The organism is Legionella erythra, from assembly GCF_001467615.1.
GTDB classification, from domain to species: domain Bacteria; phylum Pseudomonadota; class Gammaproteobacteria; order Legionellales; family Legionellaceae; genus Legionella_C; species Legionella_C erythra.
The window spans coordinates 251,836-268,643 of record NZ_LNYA01000024.1 but is presented as its reverse complement, the minus strand read 5'-3'; the positions used below and the strand labels follow the sequence as shown (position 1 = coordinate 268,643).

Here is a 16,808-nt window from a genome sequence, read left to right as displayed (position 1 = left end):
CGATAATATTTGGCTATCACTGAATTTTGATCTTTTCATGAAGAATCTCCTCCCGCATAGATTATGAGAAAACTCTACTTTTGGCATCAGTTATTTTTCGGGGGGATTACCCCTGGACCCGTTGTATATATAACGCTCTCTTTTAGCAATTGTGAACGGATTTCATCAGGCATATCATCGTCCGAAGTCATATAAACAGACAATTGCTGCAGGGTTAATGACAGGATGGCCTGACGTGTTTCCACTATGGTTTTACCCGCACTTAATTCAGCCAATTTTCTTACCAGGTTATAATTGGCAACTGTTAATGCCTCTGGGTTTAACTTGTACTGTTTATACTGGGCGGCTATCTCGGCAAGCCGTTGACTTATCGTTGTGTCAGCTGGGGTCTGGGGTTGTCTTTTGCATGCTTTGATAAGATCTTCCTGGATCGTATTAATTTGCTCACTGGCTGCCTGGCTATCGATAACGGCGATAGTGTCTGTATTCAGGGCGATGCATTCTAATCCATCAGGATGAATAATACTGCCTATATGAAATAACAATGGTTTTTCAACGGGGATGAATTGAGGCAACGAGCTGGTGTTAAGATAGGTATCAAAATCCGTATACGTTCCGCGTTCATAAACAGGAGAAAGCCAACGTAAAATGTCACTGGCTGCTGCCAGGTTCCCCCCTTCGTGAATATGAAGAATCTCGTTTTCATACAGTTCAATTAATTTTTTTTCATTTTCCGTTTTACAAACGGGGAAAACATCGCTTCGCACATCAACCGGATGCAGATTGCATTTCTTACAGAAATAAGCCAGCTCACGTTGTGCCTGCTCTGACAAAAGCAAACTATCATAAACAAAATGGATGGTGTCATTAGGATTGTTATCTCTTACTGTAAGCAGCCGAAGAATATTTTCGAGATTTAGAAATGAATCCTTATCTTTGCTAAGCCATATTTTAACATGAGCATGGGGGTTGAATTGATAGGTCATTTTGGTTAAAGCAAGTCATGATTTTTAGTATTATACCTTATTTTGGTCAATATTAGGTCATACATACTGACAGCAAGCGCCCAATTTGCTCCCAAATGGGTTTACGGCCCCCCTGTAACATCCTGTTTGCAAGCCAACACACTACACTCGTTTACCCCGGTTAGAAACTAAACCCATGATAATTTGCGTAATGGCCTGGAATCACTATGATTAATAAGAGGCCTGATTTATCGCTTGAATAAGACCATGTCGGGGAATGCCACAAAATGGCAATGGAATAGTATTGGCCTATAAACGTCATTGAAATGGATTGGAGAGCCCATGGATAAAATAGGCAGGGCACCTTACCTGGAAAATACCCCTTGGTTACCCCTTGCATTAAAAGCCTTCCTGCCGCCTGGCTTTTTGGCATTAATATGTATTTTTATTGGCCGTTACGCAGGCTTTCTGGCATTTCACTTACTAGCCGAACTCATCACGGTCTTTATTAGCCTGATTGCCATGACGGTGGCCGTCACATCGCAGCAATTTACAAAAAATCACTTTGTCGTGGTTATTTCACTCACAGCCGGCTGGTGCAGCACCCTCGATATTGCGCATATTTTAGTCTACAAAGGCATGTCTATCCTACCATTTACAGGTGGAAATGAAAGTACACAACTTTGGATTTCTGCCCGTTTTATCCAGGCGATGTCATTTGTTATCGCCACTTACTTTTTTCGCCACGTTTTGCGGGTTTGGATACTTCACTTCCTCCTTTTTGTGGTTATATCGACCATTTTTATAGCGGTTTTTTCAGGGTATTTCCCTCAGACATTCATTGATAATTATGGATTAACACCTTTTAAGACTTATAGTGAGTTGGTCATTATTGTGATTTTATTTGCAGCGTTGATATTGCTTTGGCGAAACAGGCGCTTTTTAACTACCACGTCTCTGTTTTATCTGTCTATGAGCATTATCACCATGATGCTCACAGAAACCCTGCTCTCCTACTACACGAGTTTATTTGGTATTGAAAATGAGATCGCTCATGTTTTAAGGATATTTTCCTATTGGTTTATTTATATCGCCCTGGTTATCCAAACATTAACCAACCCCTTCAGCATGCTGGCACGCGCGGCAAATACCTATGATCATGTCCCTGATCCGACCTTAATCGTTCAGATGGATGGTTATATCAGTCAGGCAAATCATGCAGCTGGATCCATGGCGAAAACACCCCCTGAAAATCTGGTTGGCCTGTCATCCCATACGCTATTTCATAACCGCTCAACCGATCGCAGCCACTGCCCCGTCTGCGCTCACTTGCCAGAAGCTACACAACCCTTTGAGGCTGAAGTCGAGATTGAAGACGGTTCCTGGATGGAGTGTATTCTGTCCCCCATCCATTCTGACTTTTTCCCAAATGCCTGGGTACAGGTCATAAGAAACATTACACCGCGTAAACGGCTTGAACTGGAACGAAATAAATTAATGCATACTCTCGGAGAGCGGATTAAGGAATTGAAATGCCTCTACCATATCTCAGAGTACAGTGGCCGCAAAAACATTAACATTGAAGAGTTATTCGCTGAAACTGCAAGGCGATTGCCGCAAGCGTTCCAGTATCCTGAACTGATGGTTGCCAAAATCGAGTCCATTTGGGGTAAATTCAGTTCAAACCCAGACGTTCATCCACTATCTCCCCCCTTGATCAAGACCTTTTGTATTGACACCACTTCGCAAGTCTGTATTGAGGTAGGATATCATCACCTTCCGACTGGTAAATCCCCCCTTTTCTTAAGCGAAGAAGTGGCCTTACTTGATTCAGTAGCGACCATCCTGGCCAGTACAATTGAGAGAATAATCTCCAATCAACAAATAGCCATGTCACGCGAGAGTGAAAAATATTTTCAAGCCTTCATTGAAAAAGCAGGAATTGGTATCTATGTGCGAAATAAAGAAAAGTTTCTTTATGTCAATCCAAGGTTTTGCGAAATAGTGGGCTGGAGTAAGGAGTCGCTCTTAAGCATCGGCCTATTGGACTTAGTTAACGATCAGCCCTCACGAGAATTCATCCTTAAACATTGGGCATTACTTGATCAAGGACAGCCCAATGCTTCCTATACCTTTCCTTTCCTGAAAGAAGATGGCGTTACCATCACACTCCGGGTCGATGTGACCGCCCTCTCCTGGCAAGGTAATTTTCAGTATTTGTCCCTGGTTCAGGATATTACAGAGATTCAAATCGCACGTGAAAAAATAGAAGACTATGTAGTCCAGTTAGAGAAGGCTATCAAAGGGACATTCCGGGCAGTATCCAACATGGTTGAATTCCGTGATCCCTATACAGCCGGTCACGAGTACCGTGTTGGATTAATTGCCAAAGCCATTGGCGAAGAATTGGGTTGGCCGCCAGCACGTTGTGACTCGTTGGAATTAATGGGATTAGTCCATGATATCGGCAAGATTGCGATACCGGCTGAAATTCTGGTGAAACCAAGCAAATTAACAGCCATTGAGATGGAATTAATAAAAAGCCATCCTCAAACAGGTTATGACATTTTAAAGGATGTTCACTTCGATGCCCCTGTCGCTGAGGTTATCTTACAACATCACGAGCGCCTCGATGGCAGCGGCTACCCTCGCGGTTTAAAAAGAGACGACATTCTTCCAGAGGCACGGGTAATCGCCGTTGCCGACGTCCTGGAAGCCATGTCATCTCATCGCCCCTACAGACCGGCTTTAGGCATTGAAGCCGCGGTCGCGGAAATTCAACGCGGTAGAGGACTGCAATATGATGCCGATGCAGTGGATGCCGCTTTAAAATTAATCGAGGACAAGAGGCTGCGCCTGAATGAAAAACGCCCAACAATGGATCATGATAATACAGAATAATCACAAGCTTTTTTATTCAATCACCTGGCTAGTGGGGTCAAAGCGCCCATACTCACACGGACAATGTCTATCTGAATCCGCCTCCAAGGGATATTTACAGTTCATCCTGCTCCAATATGTTTTTCAGGTTTGCCGCAATTAAGTCCACTATATTGATTTGGTTGGTGGAATCTGAAATGGTATTACAGGTAATAATGGCAGCTGCCCCGGAAGCAAATAAATTAGCCTTCGTTTTTTGATTCAGGAGTGGATGGATAGCCAGGCAAATGCCCTGATGCCCCTGTAATGACAGCTGGTTAAGAATGGCTGCCATGCTTGAACCAGTCGATATTATATCATCCAGAATAATCAGTGTTTCATCCGTATGCGAGAATGGAGGAATTTCAATGGTTACTTCATGAGCCGATAACCGATTTTTCCTGCATACGATGTAAGGCGCTTTTAATTGCTCAGCAACCTCAGAGACCCATTGTTCACTTTCCCTGTCAGGGCCAATTAAAAAAGGCGACTTGATATTGGCTTTTATCCATTGGGCAATGACCTGTGTCGCGTGCAAAGTCAAAACAGGAATAGAATAGATACTTGAGAGTTGGTGGACACGGTGTAAATGGGGGTCTATCGTTATCAGGTAATCCACCCAATTTGAAAGGCATTTCGCAAACAGGTGGGCGGAAATCGCTTCGCCTGGTTTAAACCGTTTATCTTGACGCATATAGGGGAGGTAAGGAGAAATCAAACTAATTTTTTTGGCACCCAATTCCTTCAATGTCTGGGCGGCAAACATCAAAGGCAGCATCTTTTTATCTGGATTGTTTAAGGTGCAAACGAGAATAACCCGTTTCGCTTTAACCCTGGAATGGATACGCACATAGGACTCCCCATCAGGAAATTTCTTGATAGTGAGCTCCCCTTCCTCAAGGTGCAGTTTATTGGCTAAATCACGAGTCAATCGTTTATTTCCAGGCAATGCAAAAATAATGGTTTTGTCCATAGGCACCTATCCAATTAACATCCATTTAACTACTCGGTAAATCAATTTTAATTTTAGAGCCAAACGCCAGGCGCAATGCATTAACAATTGCAAGAACATCAATGCATTCTTGCAAAATTGCCCCCATAACCGGACTTATAAAACCCGTTGCTGCAAACCCCATGCCGATGAGACTCAACAGCATGCCGCCAATAGCACTCTGCGCTGCAATCGTCCTCGTGCGGATACTTAGATGCAGTAATTCATCCACTTTAATTAAGGTGTTTTCCATGATAACAGCTCCTGCGGCTTCAGCCGTTACCTGGCTGTGTTGTCCAAAGGCAATGCCTACGGTCGCTGCCGTTAAAGCCGGGGCATCATTGATCCCGTCTCCCATAAACACTGTCGGTGCTTTTTTTCTTTCTCTGCGCACGATGGCTAATTTTTGTTCCGGACTCTGCGCAGCATAAACCGCTGTGAACGGCACTAATTCAGCGAGATAATGAACCTCTGATTCACGATCCCCGGAAACCAGCATAACTCGGTTAAATTGATGAGCAGGCATTAAATGGCTAATAAATGATTTGCTTTCGGTTCGGGGCGCATCATGAAAATGTAAGGTAGCCGCATAGTGGTTATCTAACAAAATCACACACTCTAAACCAGGCGCAACAGGGGGAAGCAAGGCATTGCATTCCGGCATCATTTCTAATAATTTTTTTCGGCTGGTAACCATAACGGTTCGATGATTAACGATGCCGTTTAAACCCTGTCCCGGTTTTTCGGATACGTTTGTCGATTCCAATAAATCAATAGGCCATTCTTGGGCTGCTTTAATGACGGCACTGGCAAGGGGATGCCTGGAATAACGTTCGAGACTGGCCACATATTGTAATACCTGCTCTTTGGTATAATCGGGTGCGGTATAAATTCCGGTTAATGTTGGTTTGCCGTAGGTCAGCGTTCCTGTTTTGTCAAAAATAGCTGTTTTACAGGTCGGTAATTGTTCGAGGACAACCGGATCTTTTATAATGATAGCTTGCTTTGCAGCGCGCGAAATCGCACTGATGATGGTAATGGGAATCGCGATTAATAGGGGACATGGTGTTGCAATAACCAGCACGGCAAGAAAACGAATGGCATCTTGGGTAAAATACCAGGTGACCGCCGCTAATAGAAACGCTATCGGTGCAAAAATAGCCCCAATTTGATCACCCAAGCGGCGAATGGAAGGCCGTTTTTGTTCTGCTTCTTCCAATACCTTCACAATAATGGCGTATCTTGAATCCACGGGTAACCTCGTGGCTTGAATAATGAGGACCGAATCACCGTTAATAGCCCCTGATAAAACGGATGCACCGGGTGCCTTGGAAATTTGATAAGGCTCGCCTGTCAGATAAGATTCATCCATAGAGCCATTGCCATCAATCACAATGCCATCAACAGGGCAGGTTTCATGCGGATAAACGACCATGTCATCATTAATCTGAATGCCATCCAATGAAATATCTTCAATGCCGTCTTTAATCTTCCGGTGAGCAATGGTGGGCATTCGTTTCACCAATGCCAATAAAACAGAAGACGCTTTATGCCGCGCATAACGCTCTAATGTCTGACCGCTGGCTAACATCAGAATAATCAACGATGCCGCTAAATATTGTTGTAAGACAACCCCGGTTATTAACGCCATGGCCGCCAGCGAATCAGCCCCCCAATTCCCCTTTAGCAGTTTCAAAAAAATTTGCAAAAATAAGGGTATGCCGCCAATGAGAATTAAAAAAATCAACGGCAGGTTGCTAAACACTGGATTGATAGAACTCAGAGTCAGGGAGATACCGATACCCACAAGGGAAAGGATCACGATTAATGATTGCCATCTGGATTCCAGTGAGAAAAAACGGATTAATTTTTCTTTCTTCATGGGGTAACCACTGTCTTTTAATTAATCATGATTACTGCCGAGCCCGTGAAACGCCCATGGCGCAGATCATCGAGGGCTTCATTGACTTCTCTTAGAGAATACGTATGAATTTCAGTTTTAACCGGGATGGTCGGTGCCAATGATAAAAATTCTTCGCCATCCTTTCGGGTTAAATTAGCCACGGAACAGAGCGTGCGCTCGCCCCAAAGGAGCTCATAAGGAAAACGGGGGATATCACTCATGTGTATCCCTGCACAGACAACAATCCCCCCTTTAACGGTATGTTGCAAGGCAAGTGGAACCAGGGCGCCAACCGGTGCAAAAATAATGGCCGCATCAAGGGGTTGAGGCGGTGATTGATGCGAATCCCCCGCCCAGACAGCGCCTAATTGATATGCAAATTTTTGGGCCATGGCATCACCAGGGCTTGTGAAGGCATACACTTGACGCCCTTGTTTACAGGCAACCTGGGTCAAGATGTGGGCCGCTGATCCAAAACCATATAAGCCTAAATGGTTTGCTTCCCGTGTTTTCAATAAAGCCCGATAACCAATCAGCCCGGCACAAAATAAAGGTGCAGCCTGTACATCTGAATAGCCATCCGGTATAGGAAAACAGAATCGATGATTGGCGACGCAATACTCTGCAAAGCCGCCGTCAATGTGATAGCCGGTAAATTGTGCTTTATCACACAGGTTTTCTCGGCCGGTCAAACAAAATCGGCAAACCCCGCAGCTGCCGCCTAACCAGGGGATGCCAATGCGCTGACCGACACGAAAAGCATGAACTTCCTCGCCCAATGCCTCAATCACACCAACAATTTGATGGCCTGGCACCAGAGGAAGTTTGGGGTACTTCAATTCGCCATCCACAACATGCAAATCCGTTCTGCATATACCGCAGGCGGTGACTTTAATCAGCATTTGGTGAGCAGCCGGTACGGGTTTTTCAATGTTGGTGTAGATTAACTTTTCATGGCTGTTGTTCATCAGCATGGCATGCATTTTCATTTATGCTTCATCCTCGCCAAGCGTTGCAGTTTTAAGATATGAAGGGATTTCACATGGCCAGTGAAACCGTTGTTTTATTTGAGCTTTCAGCGCTTCAGCCGCCTCAGTTTCACCATGGGTAATGAATACTTTACGCGGGGCTTTTCGTAGATGAGCCAACCAATGAAGCATTTCCGCCGCATCGGCATGGGCAGATATAGTGTCTATCTTCACTATTTCAGCCCGTATGGGAATCATTTGCCCAAACATCTTTATTTCTTTCTCGCCTCGAATCATCCGGTCGCCGCGTGTTCCACCGACCTGAAAACCACTGAATAAAATAGTATGTTTCGGATTAGGGGCAAAATGACGGATGTGATGCAGGATGCGGCCGCCAGTTGCCATGCCACTGGCGGAAATAATAATGACTGGTTTTGTCGTGTGATCCAGGGTCATGGATTCCTCGACGGAGTTAACATAATGAGCAACCGCACAGACCGCTTGATTTTGTTCTTTTGTTAATCGATTTTGCGCCGCATAACGGGCAAAAATTTTGGTCGCGTTGGTGGCCATTGGACTGTCAACGAATACGGGGATATCGGGAATGTCCTTTTTTAATTTCAATTGATGAAGATAATACAGCAAGGACTGGGTCCGCCCCACGGCAAATGAGGGAATAATAATGGAACCACCGCGTTTTACTGTGCGATTAATGACTTCTTTCATCTGAATCAATGGATCAGTCTTATCATGTACGCGATTACCATAAGTTGATTCAATAACAAGATAATCCGCGTCGGGAGGGGCTTTCGGTGCAAACATCAAGGGATCCTCTGGCCTCCCAAGATCACCTGAAAATAATACAGACGTATCGCCCTGCTCCAAACGAATGAAGGATGCGCCTAAAATGTGGCCACCGTAGTAAAAGGTTGCATAGAGATTTTTAGCTATCTGAATGCGGTCATCAAACGAAACCACCTGAAAATAACGGAGTGAATCTTCGGCCTCCTGTTGTGTATAGAGCGGCAAGGCCGGGTGATGTTTCGAGTAGCCTTTCCTATTGGCATAATTTGCATCTTCCTCATGCAGGTGACCACTGTCGGGTAATAAAATACCGCATAACTCTTTTGTAGCAGCCGTGCATAAAATTTTTCCATTAAAACCATTTTTTACCAATAACGGGATATAGCCACTGTGATCAATATGCGCATGGGTGAGCAATACGTAGTCGATTTTTTCAGGGTCAATCGGAAGAGCAGCCCAGTTGCGCAACCTCAACTCTTTATACCCCTGAAAAAGGCCGCAATCCACCAATAGATTCATTTGATTGGCTTGAATAAGATATTTCGAGCCCGTGACTGTTTGAACTGCACCTAAAAATTGAATTCTCATACAGGCTCTGGTTAACGATAATATTTTGATTATAGATTTGTTTTTTGGTTTTTAATAAAAATTATTCTAAGATTTATTCATCAGGCAAATGACTGGTTTGGATAAAAATTGACGGTAAAAAACAAGCTTTCCCTAAAATATTTAGGCATTAACACCTATAAAGAGCCGATTGTTTATATGCGTGCAGATTGCTTTATTTGCAAATCAGAGGGATTTAATGCTCAGGCAAGAGTCATGGTTACGCTCGGAAAACGCGCTATTATCGCCACACTCAATATCGTTGAAACGGACCTGTTAAAACACAATGAAGCCAGTTTGTCTAATTATGCCTGGAAGCTATTGTCGGCTAATCCAGGCGATGAAATTACAGTCGCGCATCCCAAAACACTTGAATCAGTCAATTACATCCGTTCCAAAATTTATGGAAACGAATTAAGCAAGCTCGAAACAGAATCCATTATCCAGGATGTCGTATCAGGACAATTATCCGATATTCATATCGCGATGTTTATCGCGGCCAGCGGTGGAGACCGATTATCCAATCAAGAAATTCTTCATTTAACGCACGCGATGGTTGATACCGGCCAGAAAATCGATTGGCCATCCCCTGTGATAGTCGATAAACATTGTGTGGGTGGATTATCGGGAAATAGAACCACCCCTATTGTGGTAGCCATCGTCGCAGCCTATGGGCTTTGGATTCCTAAAACATCCTCTCGAGCGATTACATCACCTGCAGGGACCGCCGATACCATGGAAGTGTTTACCAATGTAACCCATGATATTGCAGCCATGAAAAAGATCATGGAAAAAGAACAGGGTTGTATTACCTGGGGCGGCGCTATCGGCTTAAGCCCCGCCGATGATTTACTCATCAGGCTTGCACGCACGATAAACTTGGATAGCATGGGGCAAATGGTCGCCTCTATTTTGTCAAAAAAAATTGCTGCAGGTTCAACGCATGTGGTGATTGATGTCCCTATTGGGACCACTGCCAAAATAAGAACATTGGGGCAAGCAGAACAGCTTCGGTCATTATTGCACTTTATAGCCAGTCAGTTTGATATCAAAATAAACGTCATATTTTCAGATGGTTCACAACCTGTCGGGCGAGGCATTGGACCCGCTCTTGAAGCCCGCGACATCTTGGCCGTTCTTCAAAATGAAAAACAAGCGCCCCAGGACCTGCGTGAACATGCTCTCGTTTTGGCAGGCCATTTGATTGATTTTTCGCCTGGCAAGACGGCATCAAATGGTTTTGAAATAGCCAAATCTATTCTTGAAAGCGGCGAAGCGCTTAGAAAATTTAAAGCCATTTGTAATGCACAGGGTGGTATGAAAGACATTCCGGTTGCGCCGTTTACTTATACCGTGGAATCAAAATATTCTGGTTTAATTCGAAATATAGATAACCGGCATATTGCAACCATTGCCAAATTAGCCGGAGCCCCGGATGCAAAAGCAGCAGGCATTGAACTGTTAGCGAGATTGAACTCGAATGTAGAGAAATCGCAAGCGCTGTTTAAAATACATGCAGAAACGAAGGGCCAACTTCATTATGCCGTAAATTTTTTTAATGAGGGGCACGATATTTTTCAAATTGAGGAAAATATATGATTGGCATCATGCCTCGCCTGATACAATCTGGGATGCATGTAACCCAGGAAGTTATTCTCCTGCCATTAGGGTATTGAATCCGCATTGTCCGTAAGCCTTGTTATACCGTCTTAAACCGTTAACTCACGAAAGAGCTTATGGAGCGTGGGGCCTCATGCTCATAATATTTACTCATCATTTTATGACCGGCCAGGCACCCGCTAAGAATAGAGTTCCCCGATAATTTTTGGTCCAAATCCAGTAAATAGTCGAAAAACTGCTCCTGCTCTTCCGGAGAAAGCATCTCACATACCAGGATTTTATCCAGATTTTTATGGTAGATTGTTGCAATCTGTTGCGCTAAATCAGCCATTATTATGTAAGTGGGTTGAGTATCATCACCTATAAAAGTACTCCATTTTAAATGGCCTTTAATGTATTTAACTAGCCGACAGTTCCCATCCTTTACCCCTTGCAAAACATGCCCAACAATACTTTTCTTTTGTACTAATTGCACACCTTGTAAAGTCAATGGGCGGCCTCTGTGATCTTTTATGACATTATTTTTAGCCTCAATATCCCGGGTAGGTTCAATGTCTATTTGCTTTAAAACAGAATTAATGCATGATTCGGCACAAAAAAGATAATCAAACGCCCTTTTCTTATATTTGTCATCGATGGACGATGATGCACCGGCCTGGATGAGCGCATCCGCGATATCATAACGCCCAAGAATTACCGCATAATGAAGCGCGGTCCTGCCTGAGCTATCCTGATAATTAAAATCAATTTTTTCTTTATATTGCTTTATAAATTTAAGTGGCAACATACCATTGGATACCATCATGGTTAACAGGATTAAAAGGGATTTTTTACCATAGAATGGTCCATCGCATAAATTGGGGTTTATGTATTGGGGTATTAAATCTAGAAATCGCTCAAAATCATTAAACCTTTCATTGGCTAAAAGAAGATGAAGAACAGGGTTATCATGCGCCCATTTCTTATTGACATTAAATCCTTCTTTTACCATAAACGAAACCAGTTTTTTATCATCCAAACTCAGAAAGCCCAACGAGGAAAACGTTGGATTATTGCAATAGTAATTAAATGGCATAAAAAACAACTTCAAGCGCAAGATTGTGCCTAATTTTAACTCAAAATAGATTAAGTGGAAATTAATTGATCTGAACAGGCTCATTTGAAAGAAGACGTTATTACCGCAAATTCCATCAAATCCAATAATTAACCGCTAATGAGATGGTATTGTTGGTTAAATTAACACGCGCATTCCCATTGGTATCGACCAGCCCATAGACACTGGGTAATTTCAGTTTGATAACATTTCCATAATCCATGTGAACATATTCAGCAAGCAATAACCAGTTTTTCCCAAAGGCCCACTCCAATCCTGCGCCCAATAACCAGCCCGCTCGCGTTGTATGTTGTGAGTAAAAGTCGCCGCCCTCATTGGCGTATGCCAATTCGGCATGAGCAAAACTTACCCCAGTTGTTAAATACGGAAACAAAGACCCTTTATCCGAATTCAGGGAGAGACCTCCTCGACCCTTAATAGAAAATTGCCCCTGATTCTTAAATGAGAAACGATCTGAAACCTCGGGATTAATGGAGCAGGGACAACTTAAGCTGTCCTTTTGACGCGTGTTAACGGTCAGGTTCGTTTCTATTCCTGATACAAAGTCATTGGCAAATTGATGAACATAGCCCCATTGTATACCAGGAAAAAATGTTGAAAAATCAGCGCTGGTATTGCAACGTTCACTCAGGTTAGTAAAACCTAGCTGCTGTGATCTTAATTGGACATGGTTAAACACAAACCCGGCATTCATACCCGTATAAAATCCCGTCCAACGGCTTAATGAGGAATCCTGTGAGGCGGCATTATCAGCATAAACGACCCCAATAAGGCTTATTGCCGCCAGTATACGCATCGCTGTTATGGAACGCTTATTCATGGTGCTATTACCTTTAAGGGATTCGACTTAATGCCATTTTTTGTACCGATAATAGTACAGGAGCCATTTTTACCATGCATCTTCAGATAAGTTTGCGACGAGGTTTGCCCAATTTGACACTGAACGTTGCCGGTGCGATTGATGATGGTATAAATGGTAGGGCCCGAACCGGGTACAGGTAAAGGACCAAGAAGAACGGGTCTGCCGCAACAGACAACAGCGGGATTTAAGACTGGAGAGCCATTGACTGTCGCAGGTATATCAACGGCCGACGAGGGGTAACCTAAAAAATTTAATTGCACATAGGTAGGCGCTCCGGCTGGTAAATAGGAGAGCGTGTAATTTGGCGTTGCTCCTGCCAGTGTGGCGGAATTGGTAAATGTGACCGAATTAAAGGTCCCTGTAATACCGGCTGAAGTGAGCAGAATATAGGATCCAGGCGTAGCGCTTGGCTCCAGATTAATTTCCAGCGTACCGGCTAGCGAGGCAGCCCCGGTAACAGCAACGAACGATGTACCGCTGGAGTTGATGTTAATATGAACCAGGCTTCCAAGACTTCCACCCATTGCGGGATTAAGAGACAAGCTGCCGAGAGTCATTTCCGGTTAAAACCCCTCTCCCGCTCAGCGTCCCTCGTTGGGAACTGATGCCCGTATTCCTGCAGACGAAAACAGAAGCCTGATCAATTTGCCCGTTCACTTTGAAATTGGCATTGTCGATTTTGACTATGCCAAGATAATCGGTTGTGCCATTGTAAATAACCGATCCATTGCCATTAACAAAGACACTGGTATTTCCGGCGCCAAAAACAGTATCATCGGCAAATGCGACTTGATTGCCCAACGTCAAAATATCATTCGCATTTTGTGCCCTTAAGGTGAGAGAAGACCCTGCCCGAAGGAAAATACTGTTTCCCATGGCGGAACCATCCAGGCCGTCTGTCCCGCCTGGACCACCCGCGCCATGTGTTCCTGCCTGGGTTGTGTTATTGGATGTATTGAAGACCGTAGGAATACCCGGCAATGCCTGTACCGTCAAATTCAAATTGCTATCCACAAAGATAGCCCCTCCAAGCCCACTTCCGCCACCGCCGCCGCCATAGCCACCGCTCCCGGCCTGCCCATCGATGCCATTGGAAGGGCCGACAATAACAACGCCTCCCCCACCGCCTCCCGCACCATCGCCGCCATTCCCGCCGGACGGTGTGGCATTGACGCGAAATTTTCCTTGAAGCGGTGGTATATTCCCTTGAGCCGACATGCCATTTGCCCCGAGACTTCCGCCCCCGCCTCCTCCAAAAGCTATAGCGGCTCCGCCACCGCCGCCTCCCGCATTGTTTCCTCCACTATTACCGCCCCCACCAGAACCCGCGGTAATCGTAAGACCATAACCGTTCCCATCGAGTCCGGCGTTTTGATCCGAGCCTCCATGACCAAGATTCGTGGTCACTCCTACCGTGGCACGGGATCCGAGGCCACCGCCTCCCCCGCCACCGAGCATGTCGGTGGTTGAAAGGGTGACATCCCCTCCATCACCACCATAACCGCCACCTCCGGCACCGCCAGTAATCCCAGTCGTTGTAATCGAGCCGCCATTTCCGCTAAAGCCACCGCCGCCACCTTCATGGCCTGTAGCAGCGGGGCCTAAATAATTCCCTCCATTTCCCCCGACGGCAGAACAATTGTTTATCGAGACATTCATCAAGGTAATGGAGGGGTTAGAGCCATTTAAGAAGGATTGGGGGGCATAAATGGCTCCCCCGGCCCCGAGGCCGCCACCGCCGCCCGAAATGCCATCGCCACCATTGCCACCTTTTGCAGTGAGGTTTTGGAAAATCATGTTTTGGATGGTCACATTCCCTGTAGGGATGAAAAAGCCGCTGTATGCACCACTGTTGCCATCAATGATCACGGTAGGAACAGGACCGGGATTGCCGATGGTAATATTCATCGGGTTTGGGGAGTTGTTAATCACCGGCAGAATGCCATTGAGTTGAATCGTCATCGGCGAAGCAAAAACAATGGCATAGTCATCGGGTATGGTGTTTAAATCCTGATTCATAAGATTTAACATATATCGCAGATCGCCGACGTCTCCCATGCCGCCTGGATTATTATCTGAACTGAGTGTAACCGTCAGGGTGGTTAAGGCATATAAAGAATGCGAGACGAGAAGAAGACTCCAATATCTGAATTTGAACATGGAATAATTTTTCTTATAAATTATGGAGTTAAAAAATAATTATAGGTTTCCTGCCGTTCAAATTCAATATAACCTATTGTCTCCACAACCCGCCAGTTACTATCCAATCAACGGCATTTCAGACCAATAATTGACCACATTGACCATGAGATGGTAAAATGATGCCCATTTAATTTTCTTGGTCATGGGCAGAGTTCAGCAGAAGACGTGTGCCGCAGACCACTGTCTAATTTAGTCAGGGAATACCATGCGCCTTAAATTATCTAATCTATCCATGGCCGAAATCATGGCCCGGTTACACGCTATGAATGGCCGGGGTATCACTCATCTTGATTTATCAAAGTGCAATTTCGGGCAGAGTGCCTATGCTGAGTTGGAAGCCTTGTTCAACCGGATCAAAGCGATGGGGATAACGCACCTTGATTTGCGCTTAAATCATCTGGGGCAAAAGCCAGGGCCTGAATTAATCGCTTTGTTCAATATCCTTAAAGAGGCTGGGATCACTTACCTTGATTTAAGCTTTAACGCCCTTGATCAACGACCCATGGCTGAACTGTCAGGCCTGTTCGCTGTTCTTAAAGACTTGGGGATTATCCATCTGAAACTGGATGCCAATGGCCTTGGAGAAAGGACAAACCCTGAATTAATCACTCTATTTCAGGCGCTTAAAGGCGCTCCCACCACTCATCTTGGTTTAAGCACGAATGAGTTTTACCGAAAGACGGGAGCCGAATTGGCTGACCTGTTAGCCATTTTAAACGATTTGGGCATCCGCCATCTTGATTTTAGCTTCAATGACTTGGGCAAAAAACCAGTTTCCGACCTGATAACCCTGTTTAAAGCCGTGAGTGTAACGTTAATCACTGAACTCAATTTGAGCTTTAATGACCTGGGTCAAAAGAAACGATTTGAATTGGCACTCTTGTCCGATACCTTAAAAAAATCCGCCATCACCCGCCTCCATCTACGGTCCAATGGTTTGGGAGAAAGGCCAGGTGACGTATTGGCGTCTATGTTCCGTTCATTTAAGGATTCTTTGGTGACGGATCTTGATTTACGCTCGAATGAGCTTGGTCATAAAAATGGCGGTGAATTGTCGCTGATGTTCAGTGCGTTCAAAGACTCACCCATGGCCCGTTTTAATTTAGCGGATAATGCCTTTTGGATGCGTCCAGGCGACCAATTAGCCGCCCTGCTGAATGCCATGAAAGACTCCCAAATCATCGAGCTTGATTTAAGCAATAACGGATTGCACCGAAAAACAGTGGCTGAGTGGGTGACGATGTTCGCGGCTTTAAAAGGCTCCCCCATCACCCATCTTAAGCTGCGCTTCAATAAACTTGGAGAAAAGACAGGGGCTGAATTAGCTACGATACTAGCCGCGCTTACCGACACCAGCCTGACCCATTTGGATTTAAGCTGTAATGAACTTAACCAAAAGACAGCGGTCGAGTTGGCTACCCTGTTCAGTGCCCTTCAAGGCACTGAACTCATTCATCTTGATTTAAATTTTAATGGTTTTGATACGAAAACAGCACAGGAGCTGCGTCTTATATTTAATGCATTACCAGCCCATATTGCGACGATTGCCTTATCACTTCAGGAATTCACTCAAATGAATAACGAGCAACGGCAGGCGATTCAAAGCCGTTTTCCCAGGGCCGAGCAACTTATTCTCGTCGATAACGAGGATGGCAGGGCTTTAAACCCTGCGCTATCCCTGAGCGATGCCAATGTCTATCAAGCGCTTGGCTTTGTTGGCCTGGCACCGCCATCGCTGGTGAACCAGGCGTCTTTTTTTGTGGCCAGAAACAGTACCCGGTTCAACCGTGAAGAAGGTGAACTTCCAGACGAAATTAAAGCGAGCATCCTTAAGTTTAAGTTGCGCGGATAACA

General features: G+C 44.8%; 12 protein-coding genes. 3 read left to right on the top strand and 9 right to left on the bottom strand.

Annotated elements, in window-relative coordinates; translation table 11 throughout:
* Window positions 1-86: 86 nt before the first annotated feature.
* A complete protein-coding gene (locus tag Lery_RS08100; protein ID WP_058526744.1) occupies window positions 87-986 on the bottom strand; it encodes a glycosyltransferase family 88 protein in 900 nt (299 codons plus the stop codon).
* Window positions 987-1,307: 321 nt separating this feature from the next.
* Between Lery_RS08100 and Lery_RS15005 the strand changes: the two genes are divergently transcribed.
* A complete protein-coding gene (locus tag Lery_RS15005; RefSeq protein WP_082657158.1) occupies window positions 1,308-3,866 on the top strand; it encodes an MASE3 domain-containing protein in 2,559 nt (852 codons plus the stop codon).
* Window positions 3,867-3,960: 94 nt separating this feature from the next.
* Here the strand turns inward: Lery_RS15005 and Lery_RS08090 are convergent, their stop codons facing one another.
* From Lery_RS08090 to Lery_RS08075, 4 genes are read right to left on the bottom strand one after another with little or no spacing between them, the layout of a single operon-like run.
* A complete protein-coding gene (locus tag Lery_RS08090; RefSeq protein WP_058526743.1) occupies window positions 3,961-4,857 on the bottom strand; it encodes a ribose-phosphate diphosphokinase in 897 nt (298 codons plus the stop codon).
* 25 nt (window positions 4,858-4,882) lie between these two features.
* Window positions 4,883-6,757: a heavy metal translocating P-type ATPase gene (locus tag Lery_RS08085; RefSeq protein ID WP_058526742.1), complete on the bottom strand. Its 1,875-nt coding sequence runs from the start codon at window positions 6,755-6,757 to the stop codon at window positions 4,883-4,885.
* Between the two features lie 17 nt (window positions 6,758-6,774).
* On the bottom strand, window positions 6,775-7,761 hold the full coding sequence (locus Lery_RS08080) for a zinc-dependent alcohol dehydrogenase family protein (protein ID WP_058526855.1): 987 nt from the start codon (window positions 7,759-7,761) through the stop codon (window positions 6,775-6,777).
* A 6-nt stretch (window positions 7,762-7,767) separates the two neighbouring features.
* Window positions 7,768-9,138 (bottom strand): MBL fold metallo-hydrolase RNA specificity domain-containing protein, encoded by a 1,371-nt coding sequence (locus tag Lery_RS08075; protein ID WP_058526741.1) that lies wholly within the window; start codon window positions 9,136-9,138, stop codon window positions 7,768-7,770.
* Between the two features lie 177 nt (window positions 9,139-9,315).
* On the opposite strand from Lery_RS08075, the gene Lery_RS08070 reads away from it, so the two are divergent.
* A complete protein-coding gene (locus Lery_RS08070) occupies window positions 9,316-10,755 on the top strand; it encodes a thymidine phosphorylase family protein (protein WP_420324154.1) in 1,440 nt (479 codons plus the stop codon).
* A 118-nt stretch (window positions 10,756-10,873) separates the two neighbouring features.
* On the opposite strand, the gene Lery_RS08065 is transcribed toward Lery_RS08070, so the two are convergent.
* The 4 genes from Lery_RS08065 to Lery_RS15800 all read right to left on the bottom strand — a co-directional run bounded on the left by Lery_RS08065 (window position 10,874) and on the right by Lery_RS15800 (window position 14,912).
* On the bottom strand, window positions 10,874-11,794 hold the full coding sequence (locus Lery_RS08065) for an ankyrin repeat domain-containing protein (RefSeq protein ID WP_162262960.1): 921 nt from the start codon (window positions 11,792-11,794) through the stop codon (window positions 10,874-10,876).
* A 172-nt stretch (window positions 11,795-11,966) separates the two neighbouring features.
* Window positions 11,967-12,710, bottom strand: a complete 744-nt coding sequence (locus tag Lery_RS08060) for an outer membrane protein (RefSeq protein WP_058526738.1) — start codon at window positions 12,708-12,710, stop codon at window positions 11,967-11,969.
* Window positions 12,707-13,309: a hypothetical protein gene (locus Lery_RS08055; protein ID WP_131751193.1), complete on the bottom strand. Its 603-nt coding sequence runs from the start codon at window positions 13,307-13,309 to the stop codon at window positions 12,707-12,709. Before Lery_RS08055 ends, Lery_RS08060 begins: the two co-directional genes overlap by 4 nt.
* Window positions 13,284-14,912, bottom strand: a complete 1,629-nt coding sequence (locus tag Lery_RS15800) for a hypothetical protein (RefSeq protein WP_058526736.1) — start codon at window positions 14,910-14,912, stop codon at window positions 13,284-13,286. Before Lery_RS15800 ends, Lery_RS08055 begins: the two co-directional genes overlap by 26 nt.
* Window positions 14,913-15,159: 247 nt before the next feature.
* Here Lery_RS15800 and Lery_RS08045 point away from each other — a divergent pair, with 247 nt between their 5' ends.
* Window positions 15,160-16,806: a leucine-rich repeat domain-containing protein gene (locus Lery_RS08045; protein WP_058526735.1), complete on the top strand. Its 1,647-nt coding sequence runs from the start codon at window positions 15,160-15,162 to the stop codon at window positions 16,804-16,806.
* Window positions 16,807-16,808: the final 2 nt, after the last annotated feature.